The organism is Tistrella mobilis (assembly GCF_039634785.1).
Taxonomy (GTDB): Bacteria; Pseudomonadota; Alphaproteobacteria; order Tistrellales; family Tistrellaceae; genus Tistrella; species Tistrella mobilis.
Genome location: NZ_JBBIAB010000015.1, coordinates 56,314 through 77,074 on the forward strand (window position 1 = coordinate 56,314; position 20,761 = coordinate 77,074).

A 20,761-nucleotide genomic window follows, 5' to 3' on the forward strand; every position below is an offset into this window, starting at 1 on the left:
CCGGTCAGGCGCGGTCGTAAAGCGAGATGACGCAGGCGCCGCCCAGACCCAGATTGTGCTGAAGCGCGATCTTCGCGCCCTCCACCTGGCGCGGACCGGCCTGGCCGCGCAGCTGCCAGACCAGTTCGGCGCACTGGGCAAGGCCGGTCGCGCCCAGCGGATGCCCCTTGGAGATCAGCCCGCCCGAGGGGTTGGTGACGACGCGGCCGCCATAGGTGTTGTCGCCGTCCATGATGAACTTCTCGGCCGTGCCCTCGGGCGTCAGCCGGAGCGCTTCGTACGAGATCAGCTCGTTGGCGGTGAAGCAGTCATGCATCTCCACCACGCTCACATCCATCGGGTCGACGCCGGTCTGCTCGTAGACCGCATCGGCCGCGGCGCGGGCCATGTCGTAGCCCACCGCCTTCATCATGCTCTTCTCGCCGAAGCTGGACGGGAAGTCGGTGGTCATCACCTGGGCGCGCAGGCGGATGGCGTCGGTCAGCCCGTGCTTGCGGGCGAAGGCTTCGGAGACGACCACCGCCGCCGCGGCACCGCAGGTCGGCGGGCAGCACTGCAGGCGGGTGAGCGGCCCGTACATGTGCTTGGAAGCCAGCACCTCTTCCACCGAGGTCGGCGTGCGGAAGATCGCCCGCTCGTTATGCTCGGCATGGCGGCGCGCCTTCACCGAGATCATCGCGAAAGCCGCGTCGCTCGCGCCGTATTTCTGCTGGTATTCCTTGCCGGCGCCGCCGAACAGGCGGATGGCCATCGGCGCCTCGGCGGCGGGGTCGAATTCCTTGGCGACCTCGATGAACTTCGCCATCGGGCTCGGCCGGTCCTGATAGACGTCGGCGAGCGCACCCGGAACCATCTGCTCGAAGCCAAGCGCCAGCACGCAATCCGCCGCCCCCGAGGCCACGGCCTGCCGCGCCAGGAACAGCGCCGACGAGCCGGTCGAGCAGTTGTTGTTGACGTTCACCACCGGGATGCCGGACATGCCGACCTCGTAGAGCGCCGCCTGACCGCAGGTGCTGTCGCCATAGACATAACCGACATAGGCCTGCTGGATCTGGTCGTAGCCGATGCCGGCATCGGCCAGGGCCTGACGGGCGGCTTCGGCCCCCATATCGCTATAGGGCGCGCTGGTGCCCGGCTTCACGAACGGGATCATGCCGACGCCCGCGATCCTCACGCTCTCGACCATAATGAGCTTTCCTCGCCTGTTGGGGGGGGAACGACTGCCCTCAAGGCTCGCCGTCCTTGGGATGACCGGGTCCTTGGGATGACTGGCCCCTTGGGTGATCGGGCCCTTGACCGGACTTGTGGACAGGCCCGGCGGCCGGTCGCCGCGACGGGCATGGACATTTTCTTTTACCCATGGGTAAGATACCGAATACGAAGTCGGGCCGTCAATCGTCCGGATTGTGATGCGCGGCCGTTCCGATCCGGGGCCGGTCGTGCGATCATCCCCCCGGATCTGCCCACCGGCCCGCTCCGGCGGTTTCCGGAGGGCGGCGACCCCAGGCCCGTGCAGCAGAGAGATCAGACCCCCCGTGCAGATCGAGATTCCCGCCTCCCCCTGGAAGCCCGCCGCCGAACGCCAGCGCGACCGCGATGCCAAGCGTGATGCGGTGCTGCGCACGGCGGCGCGGCTGTTCGTCGAGAACGGCTTCCACCGGACCAAGATGGCGGACGTGGCCGAGCAGCTGCACATCACCAAGCCTGCGCTCTACCACTATTTCCGTAACAAGGAAGACATCCTCTACGCCTGCTATCAGCTGGGCGGAGAGCTGATCGAAGCCGAGCTTGCCGGTGTCGATGATGCGGGCAAGCGCGGGCTGGACCGGGCGGTCGCCTTCCTCAGGGCCTATACGCTGAACATGACCGCCGATTTCGGCATGTGTCTGGTCAGCGTCGACGATCGCGACCTGGCGCCCGACAGCCGGCGCAAGGTCCGCGACTGGAAGCGGTCGATCGATACCAGGCTGCGCGGCTATATCGCCCAGGGCGTCGCCGACGGCTCGATCCGCGAGGTCGATATCCGCATCGCCGCCTTCCTGCTGGCCGGTGCGGTCAACTGGGTCGGCCAGTGGTTCCGCGAAGGCGGCCCGCGCACGGCCGAAGAGATCGCCGACGTCATGGCAGACATGGCGCGGCACGCGCTGGCACGCTAGGGCCCGGGCGGCGGCCCGCCGCCCTGCCCTCTTCCCCCGTGCCGGCGTTCCTGCCCGATCCGCCCGATAAAGAAGTGCGGACGGCATACCGGAGGCAACGCTCAAACCCACTGGGAGGATATATGGGCATCACATCAGGGCTCCGACGGACGATCGCCATTGCCCGCGATCGGACCTCGACGATCTGCGCCGGCCGCACCCGCAGCTGGGGCGAAACCGCCGACCGCGTCGCCCGCATCGCCGGCGCCTTCCGGGCGCTGGGGGTGGAGGATGGCGACCGCGTCGCGCTGCTGACGCTGAACTCCGACCGCTATATCGAATTCTACCTCGCCACCCCCTGGGCGGGCGCGGTGATCGTGCCGCTGAACATCCGCTGGAGCCGCGCCGAGAATGCCGACGCGATCGAGGATTGCGGCGCCAGCCTGCTGATCGTCGACGACGCCTTCGCCGAGATGGGCCGGGCGATCGCGGCGGCCTCGGGCTCGCAATTCGCCCTGATCTATGCCGGCGACGGCCCGGCGCCCGAAGACATGCCCCATATCGAGGATCTGATCCGGAACCATGATCCGATCCCCGATGCCGAACGCAGCGGCGACGATCTGTTCGGCATCTTCTATACCGGCGGCACCACCGGCCGCTCCAAAGGGGTGATGCTGTCGCACGAGAACATCATCTCCAACAGCCTGCATTCCCTGGCCGAAGGCCTGTTTCCCGACGGCACGGTCTATCTGCACAGCGCGCCAATGTTCCATCTGGCCGACGGGGCTGCGACCTTCTCCCTACTGATGAAGGGGGAACCGCATGTGATCATCCCCTCCTTCACGCCCGAAGGCGTGATGAAGGCGATCCAGGAGCACAAGGTGACCTCGGCCCTGCTGGTGCCGACCATGATCCAGATGCTGGTCGACCACCCGGCGATCGGCAATTACGACCTCTCCTCGATGAAGCGGATCATCTATGGCGCCGCCCCGATCACCGAGGCCGTGCTCGACCGCGCCACGGCGAAGCTGCCCGGGGTCGAGTTCATGCAGGCCTATGGCATGACCGAGCTTTCCCCCGTCGCCACCCTGCTCCACCCGCAGGAACATGTGGGCGAAAGCCGGGCCAAAGGCCGCCACCGCTCGGCCGGCCGGGCGGTGATCGGCTGCGAGGTGCGCATCGTCGATGCCGACGACCGGCCGGTGCCGGTGGGCGAGGTCGGCGAGGTGGTCGTGCGCGGCCGCAATGTGATGATGGGCTATTGGGAACGCCCGGAAGAAACCGCCAAGGCGATCGTCGACGGCTGGATGCACACCGGCGACGGCGCGCGCATGGACGAGGACGGCTTCATCTACATCGTCGACCGGGTGAAGGACATGATCATCTCCGGCGGCGAGAACGTCTATTCTCTGGAGGTCGAAAACGTCGTCGCCCGCCATCCGGACGTCGCCCAATGCGCGGTGATCGGCATCCCCGACGAGCATTGGGGCGAAATCGTCCATGCCGTAGTGGTGCCGAAATCTGACGCCCGCCCCACGGCCGAAGAGATCATCGCCTTCTGCAAGCAGCACATCGCCGGCTATAAATGCCCGCGCAGCGTCGAAATCCGCGACGAACCGCTGCCCATGTCCGGCGCCGGCAAGATCCTGAAGCGGGATCTGCGCAAGCCCTATTGGGAAGGGCGGGACCGGCGGGTGAACTGAGGTCGATCACATCACTTGTGCCTCCCGCCGCCGGAGATCATATACCTGGTCAGCCAGCGGCGGGAGGACAGGATGGTGTCGCGTTCAGATAAGGACCGCATGACGTTCAGGGATTACCTGCTGAGCGGCCCGAAGACGGACAGCTTCGACCTGCACCGTGACCGGGATACCGGCCGGGACATATCTCTGGCCGATGACGACCCGGCACCGGCATCACCCGCCCCTCTCACTTCCTGACCGGCCCGCCCGTCGCAGGGTCGGTGGCGATATAGGGCAGGCCCTGGTCCTTCCAGGCGTTCATGCCGCCGGCCATATGGGCGATGCGGTCGAAGCCCGCGGCGGCACAGCGTTCGGCCATGCGGGTGGAGCGCATGCCCGATCCGCAATGCAGCACGATGCGGCGGCTGTCCTGGGGTGGCAGGAAGCGCGGGTCGAAAAACGCCATGGGCATCAGCAGGGCGCCCTCGATATGTTCCACCGCATATTCCTGCGGGGTGCGGACGTCGATCAGCACGATCTCCCCCGTCGCCAGGGCGGCGCGGGTTTCTTCAGGGGTGTAGGCATCGAATTCGGTGATGCCCAGAATCTCGCGGATCGGCATGGGACCGGACCTTTCCTGGCTGCGATTGGCTGCCCCTGATCATCTTCAGATCCGCCGTCCTGTCCTTGCGGAATCTCAAAGCGCGCGCCGGCCTTCCCCGCCAGGATCGGCCATGTCCCGATCCCGCCTGGCCCGAGGGAGGTTCGTCATGCCCGTCACCACCGATGCCGCGATTCGGGCGGCGCTGGACGAAGCCTGGCGGGCGGCGGCCATCGCCGAGGCGGTGATTGCGCGTTTCGGGCCGGTCATGCCCTTCCGCAACCTGCTGATGTCGGATTATCTGCATGCCGCCACCCTGATCCGCCTGCTCGTCGCCCGCGGCATGTCTGCCCCGGCGCGCCCGGTTGCCGCCCCGCCGGCCCTGCCCGCGGATCTGCGGGCCGCCTGCCGGATGGCGGCCGACAACGCCGTGGCGGCGATCGGCGGCTATGAAAGCCGGCTGCTGCCGGCGGTGCAGGGCGATGCCGAGGCCGGGCCCGTGCTGATGCGCCTCCATGATGCGCTACGCCATGTTCAGCTGCCGGCCCTGCTTCACTGGGCGGAAATGCATGGCTGCCCTGCCCCGGCCGCCGCATCCTGACAGGGAATTCATTTTTGCCATGCTGCATTGCGGCATAGACTCGACCCGTCGATGAGATCGTCGAGCCTCCGCTCCGAACGGCTGCCCCATTTTCGTGGCGCAGCCGGAGACCCGGCGACGCCACGCAAAGGAAGTCGCTCATGTCATCGAAATCCGTCGGATCCGCCACCCCCAGCGCCGTCCCCGCCTTCTGGCCGCTCGCCATGGCGAACGACATGCTGCAGCAGGGGCTGGAGCTGTATGCGCGCAATGCGAAATTCGTCGAGGAAGAGATCCGCATCCACGATGATCTGCGGCCCAAACTCGCCACGCCCAGCCGGCTGCGTCTCGACCTGCGGACCATGGCTCTGCGCGAATATGGCCAGCAGGGTAAGGGCATCCCCACGCTGGTGAACGCCCCCTATGCCGGCCATACCGCGATGATCGCGGATTATCACCAGGGCCAGAGCCTGGTTGAAACCCTGCTCGCCAACGGCATCGATCATGTCGCGCTGACCGACTGGAAAAGCGCCACCGCCGATATGAAGGATCTGGAGATCGACGACTATCTGGCCCAGCTGGTGGTCGCGATCGACGATCTGGGCGGCCGGGTCAATCTGGTCGGCCTCTGCCAGGGCGGCTGGACCTCGGCGATGATCGCCGCCCGCTTCCCCGAGAAGGTGAATTCACTGGTGCTGGCCGGGGCGCCGATCGATACCGATGCCGGCGACGGGCCGATCAAACGCATGGCCCATGCCTCGCCGATGGCCTTTTACGAGGATCTGGTGAAGCTGGGCGGCGGGCTGATGCGCGGCAAGTTCATGCTGCAGGGCTGGAAAAACATGCATCCCGAGCAGCATTACATCCAGTCCCATATCGACCTCTACGAGCATATCGACGACCCGGCCTATCTGGCCAAGGAAGAGGTCTTCGAAAGCTGGTACGAAAACCCGCTCGACCTGCCCGGGCGCTGGTACCTGCAGGCGATCCGACTGCTGTTCAAGGAAAACCGTCTGGCGAAGGGCGATTTCATCGCGCTCGGCCGCCGGCTGGACCTGAAGACGATCACCTGCCCGACCTATCTTCTGGCGGGTGCGGGCGACGACATCACCACGCCGGAACAGGTGCTGGACGCGGCGAAATATATCGGCACGCCCGCAGCCGATATCGTGCAGCAGACGGTGCCGGGCGGGCATATCGGCCTGTTCATGGGCGCCCGCACGCTGAAAGAATACTGGCCGGGGATTGCCCGCTGGATCGCCGGCCGGGACTGAGCTCCTGCTCAGCCGGCCCCCTTGTTCAGGCGGCAATCTCTGCAAGCGCCGCCCGGTCGCAGCGCACCAGATTATGCGACAGCGTGGTCAGCACGCCGCTGCGGCGAAACTCGGAAATCGTCCGGCTGGTCGTCTCCAGCGTCACCCCCAGGATCGCCCCCAGATCCTCGCGGCTGAACAGCCGCACCGGCTGATCGGGGGCATCCTCGCTCAGCCATAGCAGCAGCCGGGCCAGGCGCTGGCGGGCATGGCCGGTGGCAAGCTCGGTCAGGAAGTCGTCGGCAACGCTCAACGCCTCGTACCACTTCTCCATCAGCCGCTGATGCAGCCGGGGCGTTTCGGTCTGCAGGCGGGTCACCACCGAGGTCGGGATCCGGCACAACTCCACCGGCTGCAGGGCCATCGCCGCATGGGGATAGGTCGGCCGGACCAGCGCCTCGATCCCGGCCACCCCGCCCGCCCGCACCAGCCGCACGATGCGCTGGCCGCCATCGGGCTGGATATGGACCAGCTTCACCAGGCCGGCGCGCACGGTAAACACCGCCTCTGCCGGATCGTCCAGCCCGTAGAGGGCGGTGCCGGCCGGGATGCTGCGTTCCTCGATCGGCAGATGGATATGGGCGAAATCCTCCGCCTCCAGATCGGCGAAGAGCGCAAGCCGGCGGATGCCGCAGCTCTGGCACGCGGCAAGCCCCTTCCAGGCGGCGGCAATCCGGTTTGGCTGCACGGGCGTGACCTCTCGTGAGGGGCGGGACCTCTCGGGATGCGCGGGCCGCCGGTCAGTCCCCGGCGGCATCCCCGTCAGCTTCGCCCGGATCGCGCGGCGTGAAAAGCCCTGCGCCGCCGGCGGTGAAGCGGGCCACGATCAGGAATTCGACATTGCCGTCCGGGCCCTTGATCGGGCTCTGGGTCACGCCGGCCACCTCGACCCCGGGCAGGCTTGCGAACCAGCCGGAAATCGTCTCCACCACCTCGGCATGCAGCTCGGGCTCGCGCACGATGCCACCCTTGCCCACCCGGCCCTTGCCGACCTCGAATTGCGGCTTGATCAGCGCCACCGCCAGCCCCCCGGGCTTCAGCCGCGAAAGGGCGGCCGGCAGAACCGTGCGCAGGCCGATGAAGCTTGCATCGCAGACCACCCAGTCGACCGGCTCGGGCACATGCTCTTCGGTCAGATAGCGGGCGTTCAGCTTCTCCATCACCACCACGCGCTCGTCCTGGCGCAGCTTCCAGGCCAGCTGGCCATGGCCCACATCGACCGCATAAACCCTTGCGGCGCCACGGGTCAGCAGCACGTCGGTAAAGCCGCCGGTCGATGCGCCGACATCGATCGCGACCGCAGCCGTCGGGTCCAGGCCGAACTGGTCGATCGCGCCCTGAAGCTTCAGCCCCCCGCGCGACACCCAGGGGTGGTCGGCCCCCTTCACCAGCAGGGCCGCCCCGGGCTTCACTTTCGTGCCGGGCTTGGTTTCCTTGCGATCGTCGACGAAGACATGCCCCGCCATGATCAGCGCCTGGGCGCGGCTGCGCGTCTCCACCAGCCCCCGGTCGACGAGGGCCTGGTCCAGACGGGTGGTTGCGGTGGCCATGGGGCAGCGGTCCGGATCAGGCGCGGCTGTTGGTGGTCAACACCACGTCGACATCGTTATGACCCAGCGCTTCCAGCGCCTTGGCCACGATCGCCTGCACGCCGAGGCCCGCCATCTCCACCTGATCGCGCGGGCTGGCATGGTCGATGAACAGATCCGGCAGCATCATCGGGCGCAGCTTCAGCCCGCGCTCGATCAGCGCGCCGTCGCACAGAAGCTGGGTCACCTGGCTCGCGAAGCCGCCGATGGCGTTCTCCTCGATGGTGATCAGCACCTCGTGTTCGGATGCCAGGCGGCGGACCAGATCGGCATCGATGGGTTTGGCGAAACGGGCATCGGCGACGGTGGTCGAATAGCCGCGGGCGGTGAGTTCCTCCCCCGCCTTCAGCGCATCGGCGACCCGGCTGCCCAGGGCCAGGATCGCGACCTTGGTGCCCTCGCGCAGGATGCGGCCGCGGCCGATTTCGAGCGGGGTGCCGCGCGCCGGCAGGGGCACGCCCAGCCCCTCGCCGCGCGGATAGCGCACGGCGCTCGGCCGGTCGTCGATCAGGGCGGCGGTCGCCACCATATGCATCAGCTCGGCCTCGTCGGCCGGCGCCATCACCACGAAATCGGGCAGGCAGCACAGATAGGTCAGGTCGAACGAGCCCATATGCGTGGCGCCGTCGGCACCGACCAGACCGGCGCGGTCGATGGCGAAGCGCACCGGCAGGCGTTGGATGGCGACGTCGTGCACCACCTGGTCATAGGCGCGCTGCAGAAAGGTCGAATAGATGGTGGCGAAGGGCTTCATCCCCTCGGCCGCCAGGCCGGCGGCAAAGGTCACGGCATGCTGTTCGGCGATGCCGACATCGAACACCCGGTCGGGGAAGCGCCGGCCGAAGCGGTCGAGCCCGGTACCCGTCGGCATGGCGGCGGTCACCGCCAGCACCCGCGGATCATGTTCGGCCTCTGCGATCAGCGCATCGGCGAAGACATTGGTATAGCTGGGCGCGCCGGCCGCCGGCTTGACCTGGGCGCCGGTCACCACGTCGAACTTCGCCACGCCGTGATACTTGTCCGCGGCCTTTTCGGCCGGCGGATAGCCCTTGCCCTTCTGGGTGACGATGTGGATCAGCACCGGCCCGTCCTGGTCGGCGTCGCGCACATTCAGCAGCACCGGCAGCAGGTGATCCAGATTATGGCCGTCGATCGGGCCGACATAATAGAAACCCAGCTCTTCGAACAGCGTGCCGCCGGTGACCAGGCCACGGGCGAATTCCTCGGCCCGCCGCGCCGCCTGTTCCAGCGGCTTGGGGAAGACCCGGGCCATCTGCTTGGCGATGTCGCGGAGCGAACGGTAGGACCGCGACGAGATCAGCCGCGAGAGATAGGCGCTCATCGCGCCGGTCGGCGGCGCGATCGACATGTCGTTGTCGTTCAGGATCACGATCAGCCGGTCGGGCATGGCGCCGGCATTGTTCATGGCCTCATAGGCCATGCCGGCGCTCATCGCGCCGTCGCCGATCACGGCAATCACCCGCCGCTCCTCCTCACCCTTCAGCCGGCTCGCCACCGCCATGCCCAGGCCGGCGGAGATGGAGGTGGAGCTGTGCGCGGCACCGAAGGGGTCGTATTCGCTTTCGTCGCGCTTGGTGAAGCCCGACAGCCCGTCCTTCTGGCGCAGCGTGCGGATGCGCTCGCGCCGTCCGGTCAGGATCTTGTGCGGGTAGCACTGATGGCCGACATCCCAGATCAACCGGTCGCGCGGCGTGTCGAAGACATGATGGATCGCGACGCTCAGCTCAACCACGCCGAGCCCTGCGCCCAGATGGCCACCGGTGACCGAGACCGCGGAGACGGTTTCAGCCCGCAGCTCGTCGGCCAGCTGGCGCAGCTGGTCGCGGTTGAAGCCGCGGATATCGGCCGGCACCCGAACGGTGTCGAGCAACGGGGTGGACGGGCGATCGGACACTTGCGACCTCTCCTCGCGCACGCGATGTTTTGTTGACCGACCCGGCAGACAACGACCCTGCCGCATCGGGAGCCCCGTTTCTTAGGGCTCTCGGCCTGCCCTGGCAACCCGCAACGACGGATATCGCTGCGGGCATCGGGCATTACCGGTGATATGGCATCCCGTCACCGGCAATGAAACCCGCCGATCGGCGGACCAGCGGAAATCCGGCCAATATAGCGACCGTCACGGGGCTTGCACAGCCTGCAGCCATGCGCCGGTCAACCGTGATCGTTGCAGGAAGGTTGCAGTCAGCGGTCACGCGTCACGATATGCACGGCCAGCCGGCGCAGGTCGTCGGCCCGGCCATCGAAGCCCTGCAAGGCCGCCAGGGCCATGTCCATCAGCCGGGCGGCCTCGGCACGCGCGCCGTCGATCCCCATCAGCCCGACGAAGGTCGCCTTGCCGCGGGCGGCATCCTTGCCCACCGCCTTGCCCGCGGCCGCGGCATCGCCGGTTGCGTCGATCAGGTCGTCGGCGATCTGATAGGCCAGCCCCACCGCGCGGGCATAGTCGCGCAGGCTGGTGCGGGCCTCCATGCCGGCACCGCCCAGAATGGCGCCCGCCCGGCAGCAGAATTCGATCAGCGCGCCGGTCTTCAGCCGCTGCATCCGGCCGATGGTCCCCAGATCCTGCGCTTCGCCGCGGGTTTCGGCCTCGATGTCCAGCATCTGCCCGCCGACCATGCCGCCGGCACCGCCCGCCTCGGCCAGCGCCACCACCAGATCGGCGCGGACCGTGCCGTCGGGATGGGTCTCGGGCTCACCCAGCACCTGGAAGGCCAGCGTCAGCAGCGCATCGCCAACCAGAATGGCGGTCGCCTCGTCGAAGCGGCGATGGGTGGTCGGGCGGCCGCGGCGCAGATCGTCGTCATCCATCGCCGGCAGATCGTCATGGACCAGCGAATAGGTGTGCAGGAATTCGACCGCCGCCCCGGCGCGATAGAGCCGGTCTGCCGGCACGTCGAACAGCGCCCCCGATGCCGCGATCAGGAAGGGCCGCAGCCGCTTGCCGCCGGCAAAGACCGCATAGCGCAGCGCCTCGGTCAGCCGGGGGGAGGCACCGCCGCCTTCGGGCGGCAGCAGCCGGTCCATCGCCGCATCGACGCCCGCCGCCACCTCGGTCAGCCGGGCGTTCAGCGCCCCACGTGCCGCCGCGTCGAAGACGGGCAGCGGCATCACGGTCTCGTCGCTCGCAAACGGGTCTTGGGCCACGCGATCCCGGGGGCCGGTGCTCATTCGGGATCCACCGGCTCAAGCCCGGCGGGGCGGCCGTCGCCGCCCAGCACGATGCGCTCCACCTTGGCCTTGGCCTCGGCCAGTTTGCGTTCGCAATGCCGGCGCAACAGGGCCCCGCGCTCGTAATCCTCGATCGCCTCTTCCAGCCGTGCCTCGCCGCTTTCCAGCTTGCGCACGATCTGTTCAAGCTGCTTCAGCGCATCCTCGAAGCTCAGCTCCGCGATCTCCGGCGGCAGGGTGTCGGCGGCGGCCATGGCCTCGGAACCTCCTCGGTCTGTCTGGGGCGGGCGGATCGAATGAGGGCGGAGTGTAAGCCGGCCCTGCGCCGCCGGGCAAGGCAGACCAGGATCAGACTGCAGGATCAGGGCGCCGTCATCAGCACATGAACATGGGAGGCCGTGGCATCGGCCAGCGCCCTGAGGTCGTAGCCGCCTTCCAGCGTCGAGATGATCCGGCCGCCGCAATGACGCCGGGCCACTTCGATCAGCTCCTTGGTCATCCAGGCGAAATCCTCGGTGCCGAGATCCATGCCGCCCACCGGATCGCGGTGATGGGCATCGAATCCGGCCGAGACCAGCAGCAGATCGGGCATGAATTCGTCCAGCGCCGGGATCAGCCGCTCGATGAAGGCCCGGCGGACCATGATCCCGCCCGATCCGGCGCCGAAGGGGATGTTCATGATGTTGCCGGCGACGCCGCGTTCGGAAATCCGCCCGGTGCCGGGATAGAACGGCGCCTGGTGGATCGAGCCGTAGAACAGGTCCGGGTCGTTTTCGAAGATCGCCTGGGTGCCGTTGCCGTGATGGACGTCGAAATCCACCACCGCGATCCGGTTCACCTTGTGCACGGCCCGCGCATGCAGGGCACCGACCGCGACGTTGTTGAACAGGCAGAAGCCCATCGGCCGCGCCGGCTCGGCATGATGTCCGGGCGGGCGGATGGCGCAGAAGGCACGATCGAACCGCCCGCCCATCACGGCATCCACCGCCGCCACCACGGCGCCCGCGGCGCGGCGTGCCGCCTCTCCCGATCCGGGCGAGACCACGGTATCCGGGTCCAGATGCAGGGCCTGCGCACCGGTTGCCGGAATGGCGGCGAGCACGCTTTTCACATAGGCGGCATCATGGGCGAGGGACAACGTCTCGTCCGAGGCGAGCGGCGCCTCTTCGCGCACCAGGGCCGCGAATTCAGGGGCGTCCAGCGCCTTCAGCACCGCCCGCAGGCGATCGGGCGATTCCGGGTGCCAGGATCCGGTCTCGTGATCGAGACAGGCCGGGTGGGTCAGCAACAGCACCGACATCAGGTTCAGCGTTTCCTCGCATGTCCCGCAGGGGGGCGCCCGACCGGATGAGCGGTCGGCCGGACCGGGCCCGGGGCGGGACGAACTGTCCGACGTTGGCCGCCCCTCGTCTTTCGGGCGGGGGCGGCGTCGCCGGATCGGCATCACACTTCGACAGTCGCCCTACTCTCCCGCGCAGGCGCGCCAGAGGCAAGAGCCGATCCACGCACCAGGGACAGGAGCGGGACGGGATGGGAAAGCCGTATCCGAACTGGTATACCATCAGGCGCGATTTCGATCGCACCACAACCTAAAGGCGAGCAGGATACCGTCGGACGTGATGCCCCTCAGGATCGCCCTCACCCTTGTGACCGGCGCGCTCGGCGGCGCGGTCTTTGCCTGGTTGCATCTGCCGCTGGCCTGGATGCTGGGGGCGATGAGCCTGACCGCCATGGCCGGGATCCTGGGCGCCCCGCTCGGCACCAACCGCCGGCTCAGGATCTGGACCGTCGTCGCCCTCGGCATCGTTCTGGGCGGCAGTTTCCGGCCCGACACTTTCGCCCATGCCGCAGGCTGGCCTCTGGGGCTGGCCGCCCTCACCCTTTATATCCTGCTGCTCTTCGCCCTGGGCTACGGGCTGATGATCGCCTTCGGCCGGGTCGACCGGGCGACCGCCTTCTTCGCCGCCATGCCCGGCGGCATCAACGAGATGACCCGCGTCGCCGAGGAATACCGGGCGGATATCGCGACCGTCGCCCTCACCCATGCCGTCCGGATCTATGCGGTGGTCTTCACCGTGCCGCTCTACCTCGCCTATGTCGAAGGCCATGGGGTGGCGGCGACCATAAGACCGGCCATGGCCGCCCATAGCGGCATCGTCTCGGCCTGGGCCGGTGGCGGCGCGGCCGGCCAGGCCCTGGAATATCTGGTGCTGATCGCGGGTGGCCTGGCGGGCTGGCGCCTGGCCGAACGGATCCGCCTGCCGGGCGCCAGCTTCGTGGGCGGGCTGCTGGTTTCGGGCGGCCTGCATCTGTCGGGCGCCGTCACCGTGCAGATCCCGGTCTGGGGCATCGCGCTGGCCCAGCTGGTCGCGGGCTCGATGATGGGCGCGCGCTTCGCCGGGTTGTCGCTGCATCATCTGGCGCGGGTGGTTATCCTGGCCCTGGTCTCGGCCGCGATCATGCTGGGAACTGCCGTCCTGCTTGCCCCGGTCTTCACTTCGCTGACCGGCGCACCACGCCTGGCGATGCTGCTGAGCCTGGTGCCGGGCGGCTTCACCGAAATGGGGCTGATCGCCCTGTCGCTGGGGCTGGATGCCGCCGTGGTGGCGGTTTTCCATGTGATGCGGGTGGTTTACGTCATCATGTTCGCACCGGTCTTCTTCCGCTGGCGCCACCGCACCGGTAACGTGCCGCCCGAAGCCGGATGACAGCCGGCAGTTTCATCGATATTGATAAGGGAGACCAGCGGGGCTCGCTCACAGGTTCCGTCGCCGGTCCTTTGCCGATCCAGCCCGATTCGTTGTCAGATCCTCATGCCATAATCCACGGCCGCACCCCACGGAAGCCGATCTCCCGATGAACGCGACCCCGCCCGCCGGTCGACTGCCCGGCAGAAGCACCCCCGACAGAACCGATGCCGCCGACGGCAATCGTCTGATCGCCGAGGCCCGGGCCTCGATCCGCCGGCATCTGGGCGGTACGGCGGCGTTCAGCGCCGCGGTGAACCTGCTCTACCTGACGCCGTCGCTCTACATGCTGCAGGTGTATGACCGCGTGCTGTCCAGCGGCAGCGAGGAAACGCTGATCTTCGTCAGCATCATCGCGCTGGTCGCCCTTGCCACCATGGCGGCACTCGATCGGGTGCGCGGCATCCTGATGGGCCGTGCCGGGCTCAGGGTCGATCGGGCCCTGGCGGGCCCGCTGCTTGCCCGGCTGATCCGCCAGTCCGCCCTGCCCGGCCAGCCACCGGCGGCACAGCCGCTGCGCGATCTGGAAACGGTGCGGGTCTTCCTGGCCGGCCCGGCGCCGGGTGCGGTGTTCGACCTGCCCTGGATGCCGGTCTATGTGGCGATCATGTGGGTCATCCATCCCTGGCTCGGCATGCTGGCGCTGGGCGGTGCGCTTCTGCTGATGGCGCTGGCCGTCGCCGGCGAATACAGCATGCGCAAGGCCACGACCACGGCCGGCCAGGCACAGCTGCGCGCCCATGCCGCCAGCGACGCCCTGATCCGCGAGGCGGAACCGATCGAGGCCATGGGCCTGGCCCCGGCCCTGGTTTCGCGCTGGAACGATGCGCGGGGCGAGGCCCTGGCCGGCCATGCCCGCGCGGCCGAACGCGGTGCCTTCTGGTCCGCCACCACCAAGGGCGTGCGCCTGTCGCTGCAGATCCTGGTGCTGGCGATCGGCGCTTATCTCGCCATCGAACGCCTGGTCACCCCCGGCGCCATGTTCGCGGGCTCGATCCTGATCGGCCGGGCGCTGGCCCCCATCGAGCAGATCGTCGGCATGTGGCGCCAGATGACCTCTGCCCGCGACGCCTGGGGCCGGGTCACGAAGGCGCTGGCCGCCACCCCGCCGCCGCGCCCGGGAGAGACGAAACTGCCGCGGCCCAAGGGCGCGATCACCCTCGACAAGGTCGTCTTCCGCATGCCCGGCACCGACCGCGCCGCAATCGGCGGTGTGGATCTGGATGTCCGGCCGGGAGAGACCGTCGGCATTCTGGGCCCGTCGGCCGCCGGCAAATCCACCCTTCTGCGCCTGATGATCGGGCTCTGGGTGCCGCTGTCGGGCAGTGTGCGGCTGGATGGGGCCGATGCGGCGCGCTGGCCGCGCGAAACGCTGGGCCCGGCGATCGGCTATCTGCCGCAGGATGTCGTGCTGCTGGCGGGATCGGTCCGCGACAACATCGCCCGCTTCGGCGAGGCCGACGATGCGGCGGTGATCCAGGCGGCCGAGCGTGCCGGGGCACATGACATGATCCTGGGCCTGCCCCAGGGCTACGACACCCGGGTCGGCGATGGCGGGCTCGGCCTGTCGGGCGGCCAGCGCCAGCGCATCGGCCTGGCCCGCGCACTTTACGGCGACCCCGCGATCGTGGCGCTGGACGAGCCGAATTCCAGCCTCGACAACGAGGGCGAGCAGGCGCTGGTCATCGCGCTGAAGCGCCTGCGTGCCGAGGGCCGCACCGTGCTGATCGTCGCCCATCGCACCGGCATTCTGGGCCTGGCCGACCGGCTGCTGGTGATGCGCGACGGCCGGGTGCAGATGTACGGCCCCACCGCCGAGGTCGTGAAGGCGTTGAGCGCATCCCAGGGCGGCCGCCCGCCCGCCCCCACCCATCAGGGGCACCAGACGGGACATCAGACCGGTCATGGCCCTGACACATCCCCGCGCGGAGGCACGGCATGACCGCGACGACGACCGCTCCCCGCATCGATGACGGCGCCGGCCGGCCGCTGCGCACCGGGCTGATCATCTCGGTCCTGTTCTTCGGCGTGCTGGGCGGCTGGGCCGGTTTCGCCCCGCTCGACAGCGCCGCGGTCGCCCCCGGCGTGGTGGTGGTGGAAAACAACCGCCAGGCCGTGCAGCACCGCGACGGCGGCATCGTCGCCGAACTGCCGGTGCGCGAAGGCGACCGGGTGGAAGCGGGCCAGCTGCTGCTTCGCCTGGACGACACCGAACTCGCGGCCCAGGCCTCGATCCTGTCCAAGCAGACCGACGCGCTGAAGATCCTGGAGGCCCGGCTGGTCGCCGAGCGCGACGGGCTGGACGCGATCGTCTTTCCCGCCGACATCACCGCACGGCTGGGCAAGGGCGAAGAAATCGACCAGCTGGTTCACGGCCAGGAACGGGTTTTCGCCACCCGGACCAGTTCGCGCGGCAATCAGGTCGATATCCTGCAGCAGCGCATCGTGCAGCTGGGCGCCCAGATCAAGGGCTTCGAGGCCCAGGCCGCCGCCAATGCCCGCCAGCTGGCGCTGATCCGCGACGAATTGAAGGGCACCCGCTCGCTCTATGAAAAGGGGCTGACGCCCAAGACCCGGGTGCTGGCGCTGGAACGCGCCGCCGCCTCGCTCGACGGCGAGCGGGGGGAGAACGAGGCCAATGCCGCCCGCGCCCGCCAGGCGATCGGCGAGGCCCGGCTGCAGATCGACCAGATCGAGCGCGAACGCCAGACCGAGGTGGCCGAGCAGCTGCGCCAGACCCAGGAACAGCTCTTCGACCTGACGCCGCGGCTGGAAGCCGTCCGCGCCCAGCTGGGCCGGACCGAGATCCGCGCCCCGGCCTCTGGCTCGGTGGTGGGCCTGACGGCCTTCACGGTGGGCGGCGTGATCCGCCCGGGGGAGACGGTGATGGAGATCGTGCCCAGCGACACGCCGCTGGTGGTGCGGGCCCAGCTCCGCCCCGACCAGATCGACGATGTCCATCGGGGCATGGTCGCCGAGGTGCGGCTGACCGCCTATCCCTATCGCACCACGCCGATCCTGAACGGCAATGTCGCGCAGATCTCGGCCGACCGCTTCACCGACGAGCGCACCGGCGTCGCCTACTACGACATGCGCATCGAGGTGCCGACCACCGAGCTGCACCGCCTGCCCGATGCCGGCCTGACCCCGGGCATGCCGGCCGAGGTGATGGTGCCGCTGCGCGAGCGCACGGCGCTGGACTATCTGGTGGAGCCGCTGTTGCGCAGCATCGAAGGCACGGCGCGGGAGGACTGATCCCCCCGCGCCGCGTGGCCTGCGCCCCGCGGCCCGTGACGATCGTCAGAGCCTGAACCAGGCCGCCGCCAGCGCGGCCAGAAGCGACACCGCCGTCGCCGGCGCCAGCAGCCGGGCCATCACCCTGCCGCCGGCGGTGGCGGCCAGCCCGTATTTGACCCCGGTATTGACCAGGGCGGCGGCGGCGATGGCGGCCGCGGCGACATCCAGCCGGGCGGCTTCGGCCAGGCTGCGTTCGGCCATGGAAACGGTGATCGCATCCACATCCGCCAGGCCCGACAATGCGCCCACCGCGACCAGCGCCTCGGGTGCCAGATAGCGTTCGGCCAGGGCGGAGGCGAACATGATCACCGCCATCAGCCCCGCAAAGCGGATCGCCGGGCCCAGGCTGAACGGGTTGGCGACCGCGGCCGACACCCGGGCCGCCCCATTGCCCGCCCCCCCATCGCTCGCCGCACCGTCGCTCGCCACCCCATCGCCTGCCATCCCGTCGCCAACCGGTGCTGCAGCCGTGGCGGCCGCGCCCGTCGGCCGCAGCAGCAGCCACGCCGCCCCGGCCATGGCCGGCAGGATCAGCGCCAGCAGCACCGGCCAGAGCAACACCAGCAGCGACGGATTGACCGCCACCAGCAGCACCGCGATGCGCCCGGCCATCACCGACCAGCCGATCAGGATGCCACCGGCCGCGGGGCGCACGGCGTTGCCGTCAACGGCCGCGGCATGGCGGGCCAGCGACAGCGTCACCGCGGTGGACGACACGAGCGCGCCTGCAACGGCGGTCATCAGCGTGCCGGTGCGGGCGCCGAAACGGCGCACCGCCACATAGCCCACCAGCCCGAGTGCGGTGATCAGGATCACCAGCAGCCACAGCCGATAGGGGTTGAGCGCGTCGAACGGGTCGAGCGTGCGGTCGGGCAGCAGCGGCAGCACGATGAAGCTTGCGATCAGCAGCTTCATCATGCCCAGCAGATCGGCCTTGTCGAAGCCCTTCACCACCCGGCGGAGGGGCTTCTTGAAGGCCAGCGCCGCCGCACAGGCCACCGCCAGCGGCACCGCCATGTCACGATGCCCCAGCACCGCCAGTGCCGCGAGAGCCGTGGTCGCGACGGCGGCGAGTTCGGTGGTCGCCCCCGATTTGCGCGGGTCGAGCGAGACCTCCACCACATAGGACGCCACCACCACGCCCGAGACCGCCAGCAGCACCGCCACCAGCGGCCAGGGGCTGTCGATCGCGCGGGTCATCAGCGCGCCGACGGCACCGGCCAGCGCCGCGATGATGAAACTCCTGAGGCCGAGCGCGCCCTGGAGATGTTCGTCGGCCTTGTGCTTCTCGCGCTCGAAGCCGATCAGCGCGCCGATGGCAAGCGCGCTCGCCACGTCGAGATAGGGCGTCGGCCAGGCAAGTTCCGGCATGGAAGCGGCCGCCGGGTCAGGACGGGTCGCCGAAGAAGGCGCGGATCAGCGGCGGCACCGTCGGCTCGCTGACATCCACGCCGTCGCCCAGCCCCTTGATGATCGCCTCGAAGGCGGCGACCCGGGCCATGTCCTTGTCGTTGGCGTCGATGCGCTGCCAGGGCGCGCGCGGCAGCGATGTCCGCTCCACCATCTCGCCATAGGCGATCTCGTAATCGCGCCAGCGGGCGCGGTTGCGCAGATCGTCTTCGGTCAGCTTCCAGCGCTTTTCGGGGTTGTCGTAGCGCGATTGCAGCCGGTCGAGCTGGGTTTCGGGCGTGATGTCGAGCAGCAGCTTGACGATGTGGATGCCCTCGTCCAGCAGCGTGGTCTCGAAGGCGCGGATTTCGTCATAGGCCCGGGTCCATTCGGATTCGGTGGCGAAGCCCTCGATCCGTTCCACCAGCACCCGGCCGTACCACGACCGGTCGAAGATCGCCATGCGGCCGCTTTCCGGCACCCGCGTCCAGAAGCGCTGCATCCAGTGCTGGCGCTTCTCGCCCTGGGTGGGCGCGCCGATCGAATGCACCCGCAGATGCCGTGGGTCCAGGCACCAGCCGATCCGGCGGATCAGCCCGCCCTTGCCGGCGGCATCCCAGCCCTCCAGCACCACGATGCCGCGATGGCCGTGGATGACATATGCATGCTGCAGCATGACAAGCTGATCCTGCAGCCGCTTCAGCGCCGCCTCGGGCCCCTCACCCTTTTCCAGCTCCGGCTCGGCAATCTGCGCCTCGTCGCGCCAGTCCGCCGCATCGGCCTTGGCCTTGCGCTCGGCCTCTTCGGCCTTCTTCTGCTTCTTGTCCTTCTTGCCCATGGGCAGCAATCCTCGCGCGCGGGGGGTGGGCCGGCGCACCGGTGCAGGTCCGATCCGGTGACGTCGATCCGATGTAATCTCATTGAAACGCCGGCCGGCCGGGCGATCAATCCGGACCTTCACGTTTTTGTGTCGTGGCGACCGACCGCCGCCGACATATCATGGGCGCCGCCTGCCGCCAGACGGATCCTTCCGATGCCCGACCGTAACAGCCCTGCCCGGCGCCCCCTCCCTGCCCTGCGACCACTTGCCCTCCTCGCCGCCGGGGCCGTGTTCTTCGCCGCCGGTGCCGGGCTCGGCCGCTGGGCGCCCGAGCTGCTGCCCGCCCTGCCGCAGGCGACCGCCGAAAACCCGCCGGATACCTACCGCGTGATGCCGGGCACCATCACCCGCAGCGTGGCGGCGCTGGGGCTGATCGAACCGCGGGTCTTCGTCGATGTCGGCAGCCAGGTCTCGGGGCAGCTGCGCCGGGTGGATGTGGCGATCGGCGACCGGGTGGCGAAAGGGGACCAGCTGGCCGAAATCGACCCCAGGATCTATGAAACCCGGGTGACCGGCGACGAAGCGAAGCTGCGCAATCTGAAGGCCCAGGCCGATCAGGCGCGGGCGGAACGCGATCTGGCCCGGCTGCGCGATGCCCGCATCCGGCGGCTGGTGGCGGCCAATGCCGCCAGCCGCGAGGATGCCGATACCAGTGCCGCCAATCTGCGCATCGCCGAGGCGCGGGTCGAGGCGATCGAGGCCCAGATCGGCGAGGCGCAGTCCACCCTCGACGGCGATCGCACCAACCTCTCTTACACCCGCATCCTGGCGCCGATCGACGGCACCGTCGTCTCCCAGACCTCGGTGGTCGGCCAGACGCTGAACGCCAGCCAGACCTCGCCGATCATCCTGCGGCTGGCGGATCTGGCGACCATGACGGTGCGTGCCCAGGTGGCGGAGGCCGATGTCGTGCGCCTGAGGCCCGGCCAGACCGCGCGGTTTTCGACCCTGGGCCAGCCCGAACGCCTGTGGGAAAGCCGGATCCGCCAGATTCTGCCCACCCCGCAGACCATCAACGACGTGGTGCTCTACGACGTGCTGATCGATATCGACAACAGCGACGGCGCGTTGATGACCAGCATGACGGCCCAGGTCTCCTTCGTGTTCGACGAGGCGACGAACCTGCCGGTGGTCCCGCTGCAGGCGGTGGCCGCCACGCCGGATGGCGGGCACGAGGTTCGCATCCTCACCGCCGGTGGGGGCGTGGAACGACGCCGGGTCACGCTCGGCCTCGCCGATCGCCGCCGCGCCGCGGTCACCGCCGGCCTTGCGGTGGGCGAGACCGTCATCCTGCCGGAAGAGGATCATGCCGGGGCACGCGGGGCATGAGTGCAGAGACGGCTTCCCCGACCCTGG

18 protein-coding genes are annotated in these 20,761 nt (G+C 68.9%); 8 read left to right on the plus strand and 10 right to left on the minus strand.

Annotated elements, in window-relative coordinates:
- Window positions 1-4: 4 nt before the first annotated feature.
- Entirely contained in the window at window positions 5-1,186 is a 1,182-nt protein-coding gene (locus tag WI697_RS19625) for a lipid-transfer protein (protein ID WP_014744493.1), read from the minus strand.
- Between the two features lie 349 nt (window positions 1,187-1,535).
- Here WI697_RS19625 and WI697_RS19630 point away from each other — a divergent pair, with 349 nt between their 5' ends.
- Both WI697_RS19630 and WI697_RS19635 read left to right on the plus strand, forming a co-directional pair.
- Complete coding sequence (locus WI697_RS19630; protein WP_014744492.1) at window positions 1,536-2,156, plus strand: TetR/AcrR family transcriptional regulator; 621 nt, start codon at window positions 1,536-1,538, stop codon at window positions 2,154-2,156.
- A gap of 122 nt (window positions 2,157-2,278) precedes the next feature.
- Window positions 2,279-3,838: an acyl-CoA synthetase gene (locus WI697_RS19635; RefSeq protein ID WP_345959650.1), complete on the plus strand. Its 1,560-nt coding sequence runs from the start codon at window positions 2,279-2,281 to the stop codon at window positions 3,836-3,838.
- A gap of 226 nt (window positions 3,839-4,064) precedes the next feature.
- On the opposite strand, the gene WI697_RS19640 is transcribed toward WI697_RS19635, so the two are convergent.
- Window positions 4,065-4,439 carry a rhodanese-like domain-containing protein gene (locus WI697_RS19640; RefSeq protein WP_345959651.1) on the minus strand — a complete coding sequence of 125 codons (375 nt, stop codon included), beginning with the start codon at window positions 4,437-4,439 and terminating at the stop codon, window positions 4,065-4,067.
- Window positions 4,440-4,587: 148 nt separating this feature from the next.
- Here WI697_RS19640 and WI697_RS19645 point away from each other — a divergent pair, with 148 nt between their 5' ends.
- Window positions 4,588-5,019 (plus strand): ferritin family protein, encoded by a 432-nt coding sequence (locus WI697_RS19645; RefSeq protein ID WP_345959652.1) that lies wholly within the window; start codon window positions 4,588-4,590, stop codon window positions 5,017-5,019.
- Window positions 5,020-5,159: 140 nt separating this feature from the next.
- Window positions 5,160-6,272: an alpha/beta fold hydrolase gene (locus WI697_RS19650; RefSeq protein ID WP_345959653.1), complete on the plus strand. Its 1,113-nt coding sequence runs from the start codon at window positions 5,160-5,162 to the stop codon at window positions 6,270-6,272.
- 25 nt (window positions 6,273-6,297) lie between these two features.
- Here WI697_RS19650 and WI697_RS19655 read toward each other — a convergent pair whose 3' ends face one another.
- The 6 genes from WI697_RS19655 to WI697_RS19680 form a co-directional block, all read right to left on the minus strand.
- Window positions 6,298-6,999, minus strand: a complete 702-nt coding sequence (locus WI697_RS19655; RefSeq protein ID WP_062766459.1) for a Crp/Fnr family transcriptional regulator — start codon at window positions 6,997-6,999, stop codon at window positions 6,298-6,300.
- A 52-nt stretch (window positions 7,000-7,051) separates the two neighbouring features.
- A complete protein-coding gene (locus WI697_RS19660) occupies window positions 7,052-7,861 on the minus strand; it encodes a TlyA family RNA methyltransferase (protein ID WP_345959654.1) in 810 nt (269 codons plus the stop codon).
- Between the two features lie 16 nt (window positions 7,862-7,877).
- Window positions 7,878-9,815 carry a 1-deoxy-D-xylulose-5-phosphate synthase gene (dxs, locus tag WI697_RS19665; protein WP_345959655.1) on the minus strand — a complete coding sequence of 646 codons (1,938 nt, stop codon included), beginning with the start codon at window positions 9,813-9,815 and terminating at the stop codon, window positions 7,878-7,880.
- A 290-nt stretch (window positions 9,816-10,105) separates the two neighbouring features.
- Window positions 10,106-11,032, minus strand: coding sequence for a polyprenyl synthetase family protein (locus tag WI697_RS19670; RefSeq protein ID WP_345959656.1), 927 nt, complete (start codon window positions 11,030-11,032; stop codon window positions 10,106-10,108).
- Between the two features lie 56 nt (window positions 11,033-11,088).
- Window positions 11,089-11,346, minus strand: a complete 258-nt coding sequence (locus WI697_RS19675; protein WP_014744482.1) for an exodeoxyribonuclease VII small subunit — start codon at window positions 11,344-11,346, stop codon at window positions 11,089-11,091.
- A 107-nt stretch (window positions 11,347-11,453) separates the two neighbouring features.
- Complete coding sequence (locus WI697_RS19680) at window positions 11,454-12,392, minus strand: histone deacetylase family protein (protein ID WP_062766468.1); 939 nt, start codon at window positions 12,390-12,392, stop codon at window positions 11,454-11,456.
- 319 nt (window positions 12,393-12,711) lie between these two features.
- Here WI697_RS19680 and WI697_RS19685 point away from each other — a divergent pair, with 319 nt between their 5' ends.
- The 3 genes from WI697_RS19685 to WI697_RS19695 all read left to right on the plus strand — a co-directional run bounded on the left by WI697_RS19685 (window position 12,712) and on the right by WI697_RS19695 (window position 17,094).
- Entirely contained in the window at window positions 12,712-13,800 is a 1,089-nt protein-coding gene (locus WI697_RS19685; RefSeq protein ID WP_345959657.1) for an AbrB family transcriptional regulator, read from the plus strand.
- A gap of 148 nt (window positions 13,801-13,948) precedes the next feature.
- Window positions 13,949-15,781 carry a type I secretion system permease/ATPase gene (locus tag WI697_RS19690; protein WP_345959658.1) on the plus strand — a complete coding sequence of 611 codons (1,833 nt, stop codon included), beginning with the start codon at window positions 13,949-13,951 and terminating at the stop codon, window positions 15,779-15,781.
- On the plus strand, window positions 15,778-17,094 hold the full coding sequence (locus WI697_RS19695; protein ID WP_345959659.1) for an HlyD family type I secretion periplasmic adaptor subunit: 1,317 nt from the start codon (window positions 15,778-15,780) through the stop codon (window positions 17,092-17,094). The genes WI697_RS19690 and WI697_RS19695 overlap by 4 nt, the downstream gene beginning before the upstream one ends.
- 45 nt (window positions 17,095-17,139) lie before the next feature.
- On the opposite strand, the gene WI697_RS19700 is transcribed toward WI697_RS19695, so the two are convergent.
- Together WI697_RS19700 and WI697_RS19705 are read right to left on the minus strand one after the other, a co-directional pair.
- Window positions 17,140-18,507 carry an MgtC/SapB family protein gene (locus WI697_RS19700; protein WP_345959660.1) on the minus strand — a complete coding sequence of 456 codons (1,368 nt, stop codon included), beginning with the start codon at window positions 18,505-18,507 and terminating at the stop codon, window positions 17,140-17,142.
- 16 nt (window positions 18,508-18,523) lie between these two features.
- Window positions 18,524-19,363: a polyphosphate kinase 2 family protein gene (locus tag WI697_RS19705; RefSeq protein ID WP_231889467.1), complete on the minus strand. Its 840-nt coding sequence runs from the start codon at window positions 19,361-19,363 to the stop codon at window positions 18,524-18,526.
- Between the two features lie 195 nt (window positions 19,364-19,558).
- On the opposite strand from WI697_RS19705, the gene WI697_RS19710 reads away from it, so the two are divergent.
- Window positions 19,559-20,734, plus strand: a complete 1,176-nt coding sequence (locus tag WI697_RS19710) for an efflux RND transporter periplasmic adaptor subunit (protein ID WP_345959661.1) — start codon at window positions 19,559-19,561, stop codon at window positions 20,732-20,734.
- Window positions 20,735-20,761 lie beyond the last annotated feature (27 nt).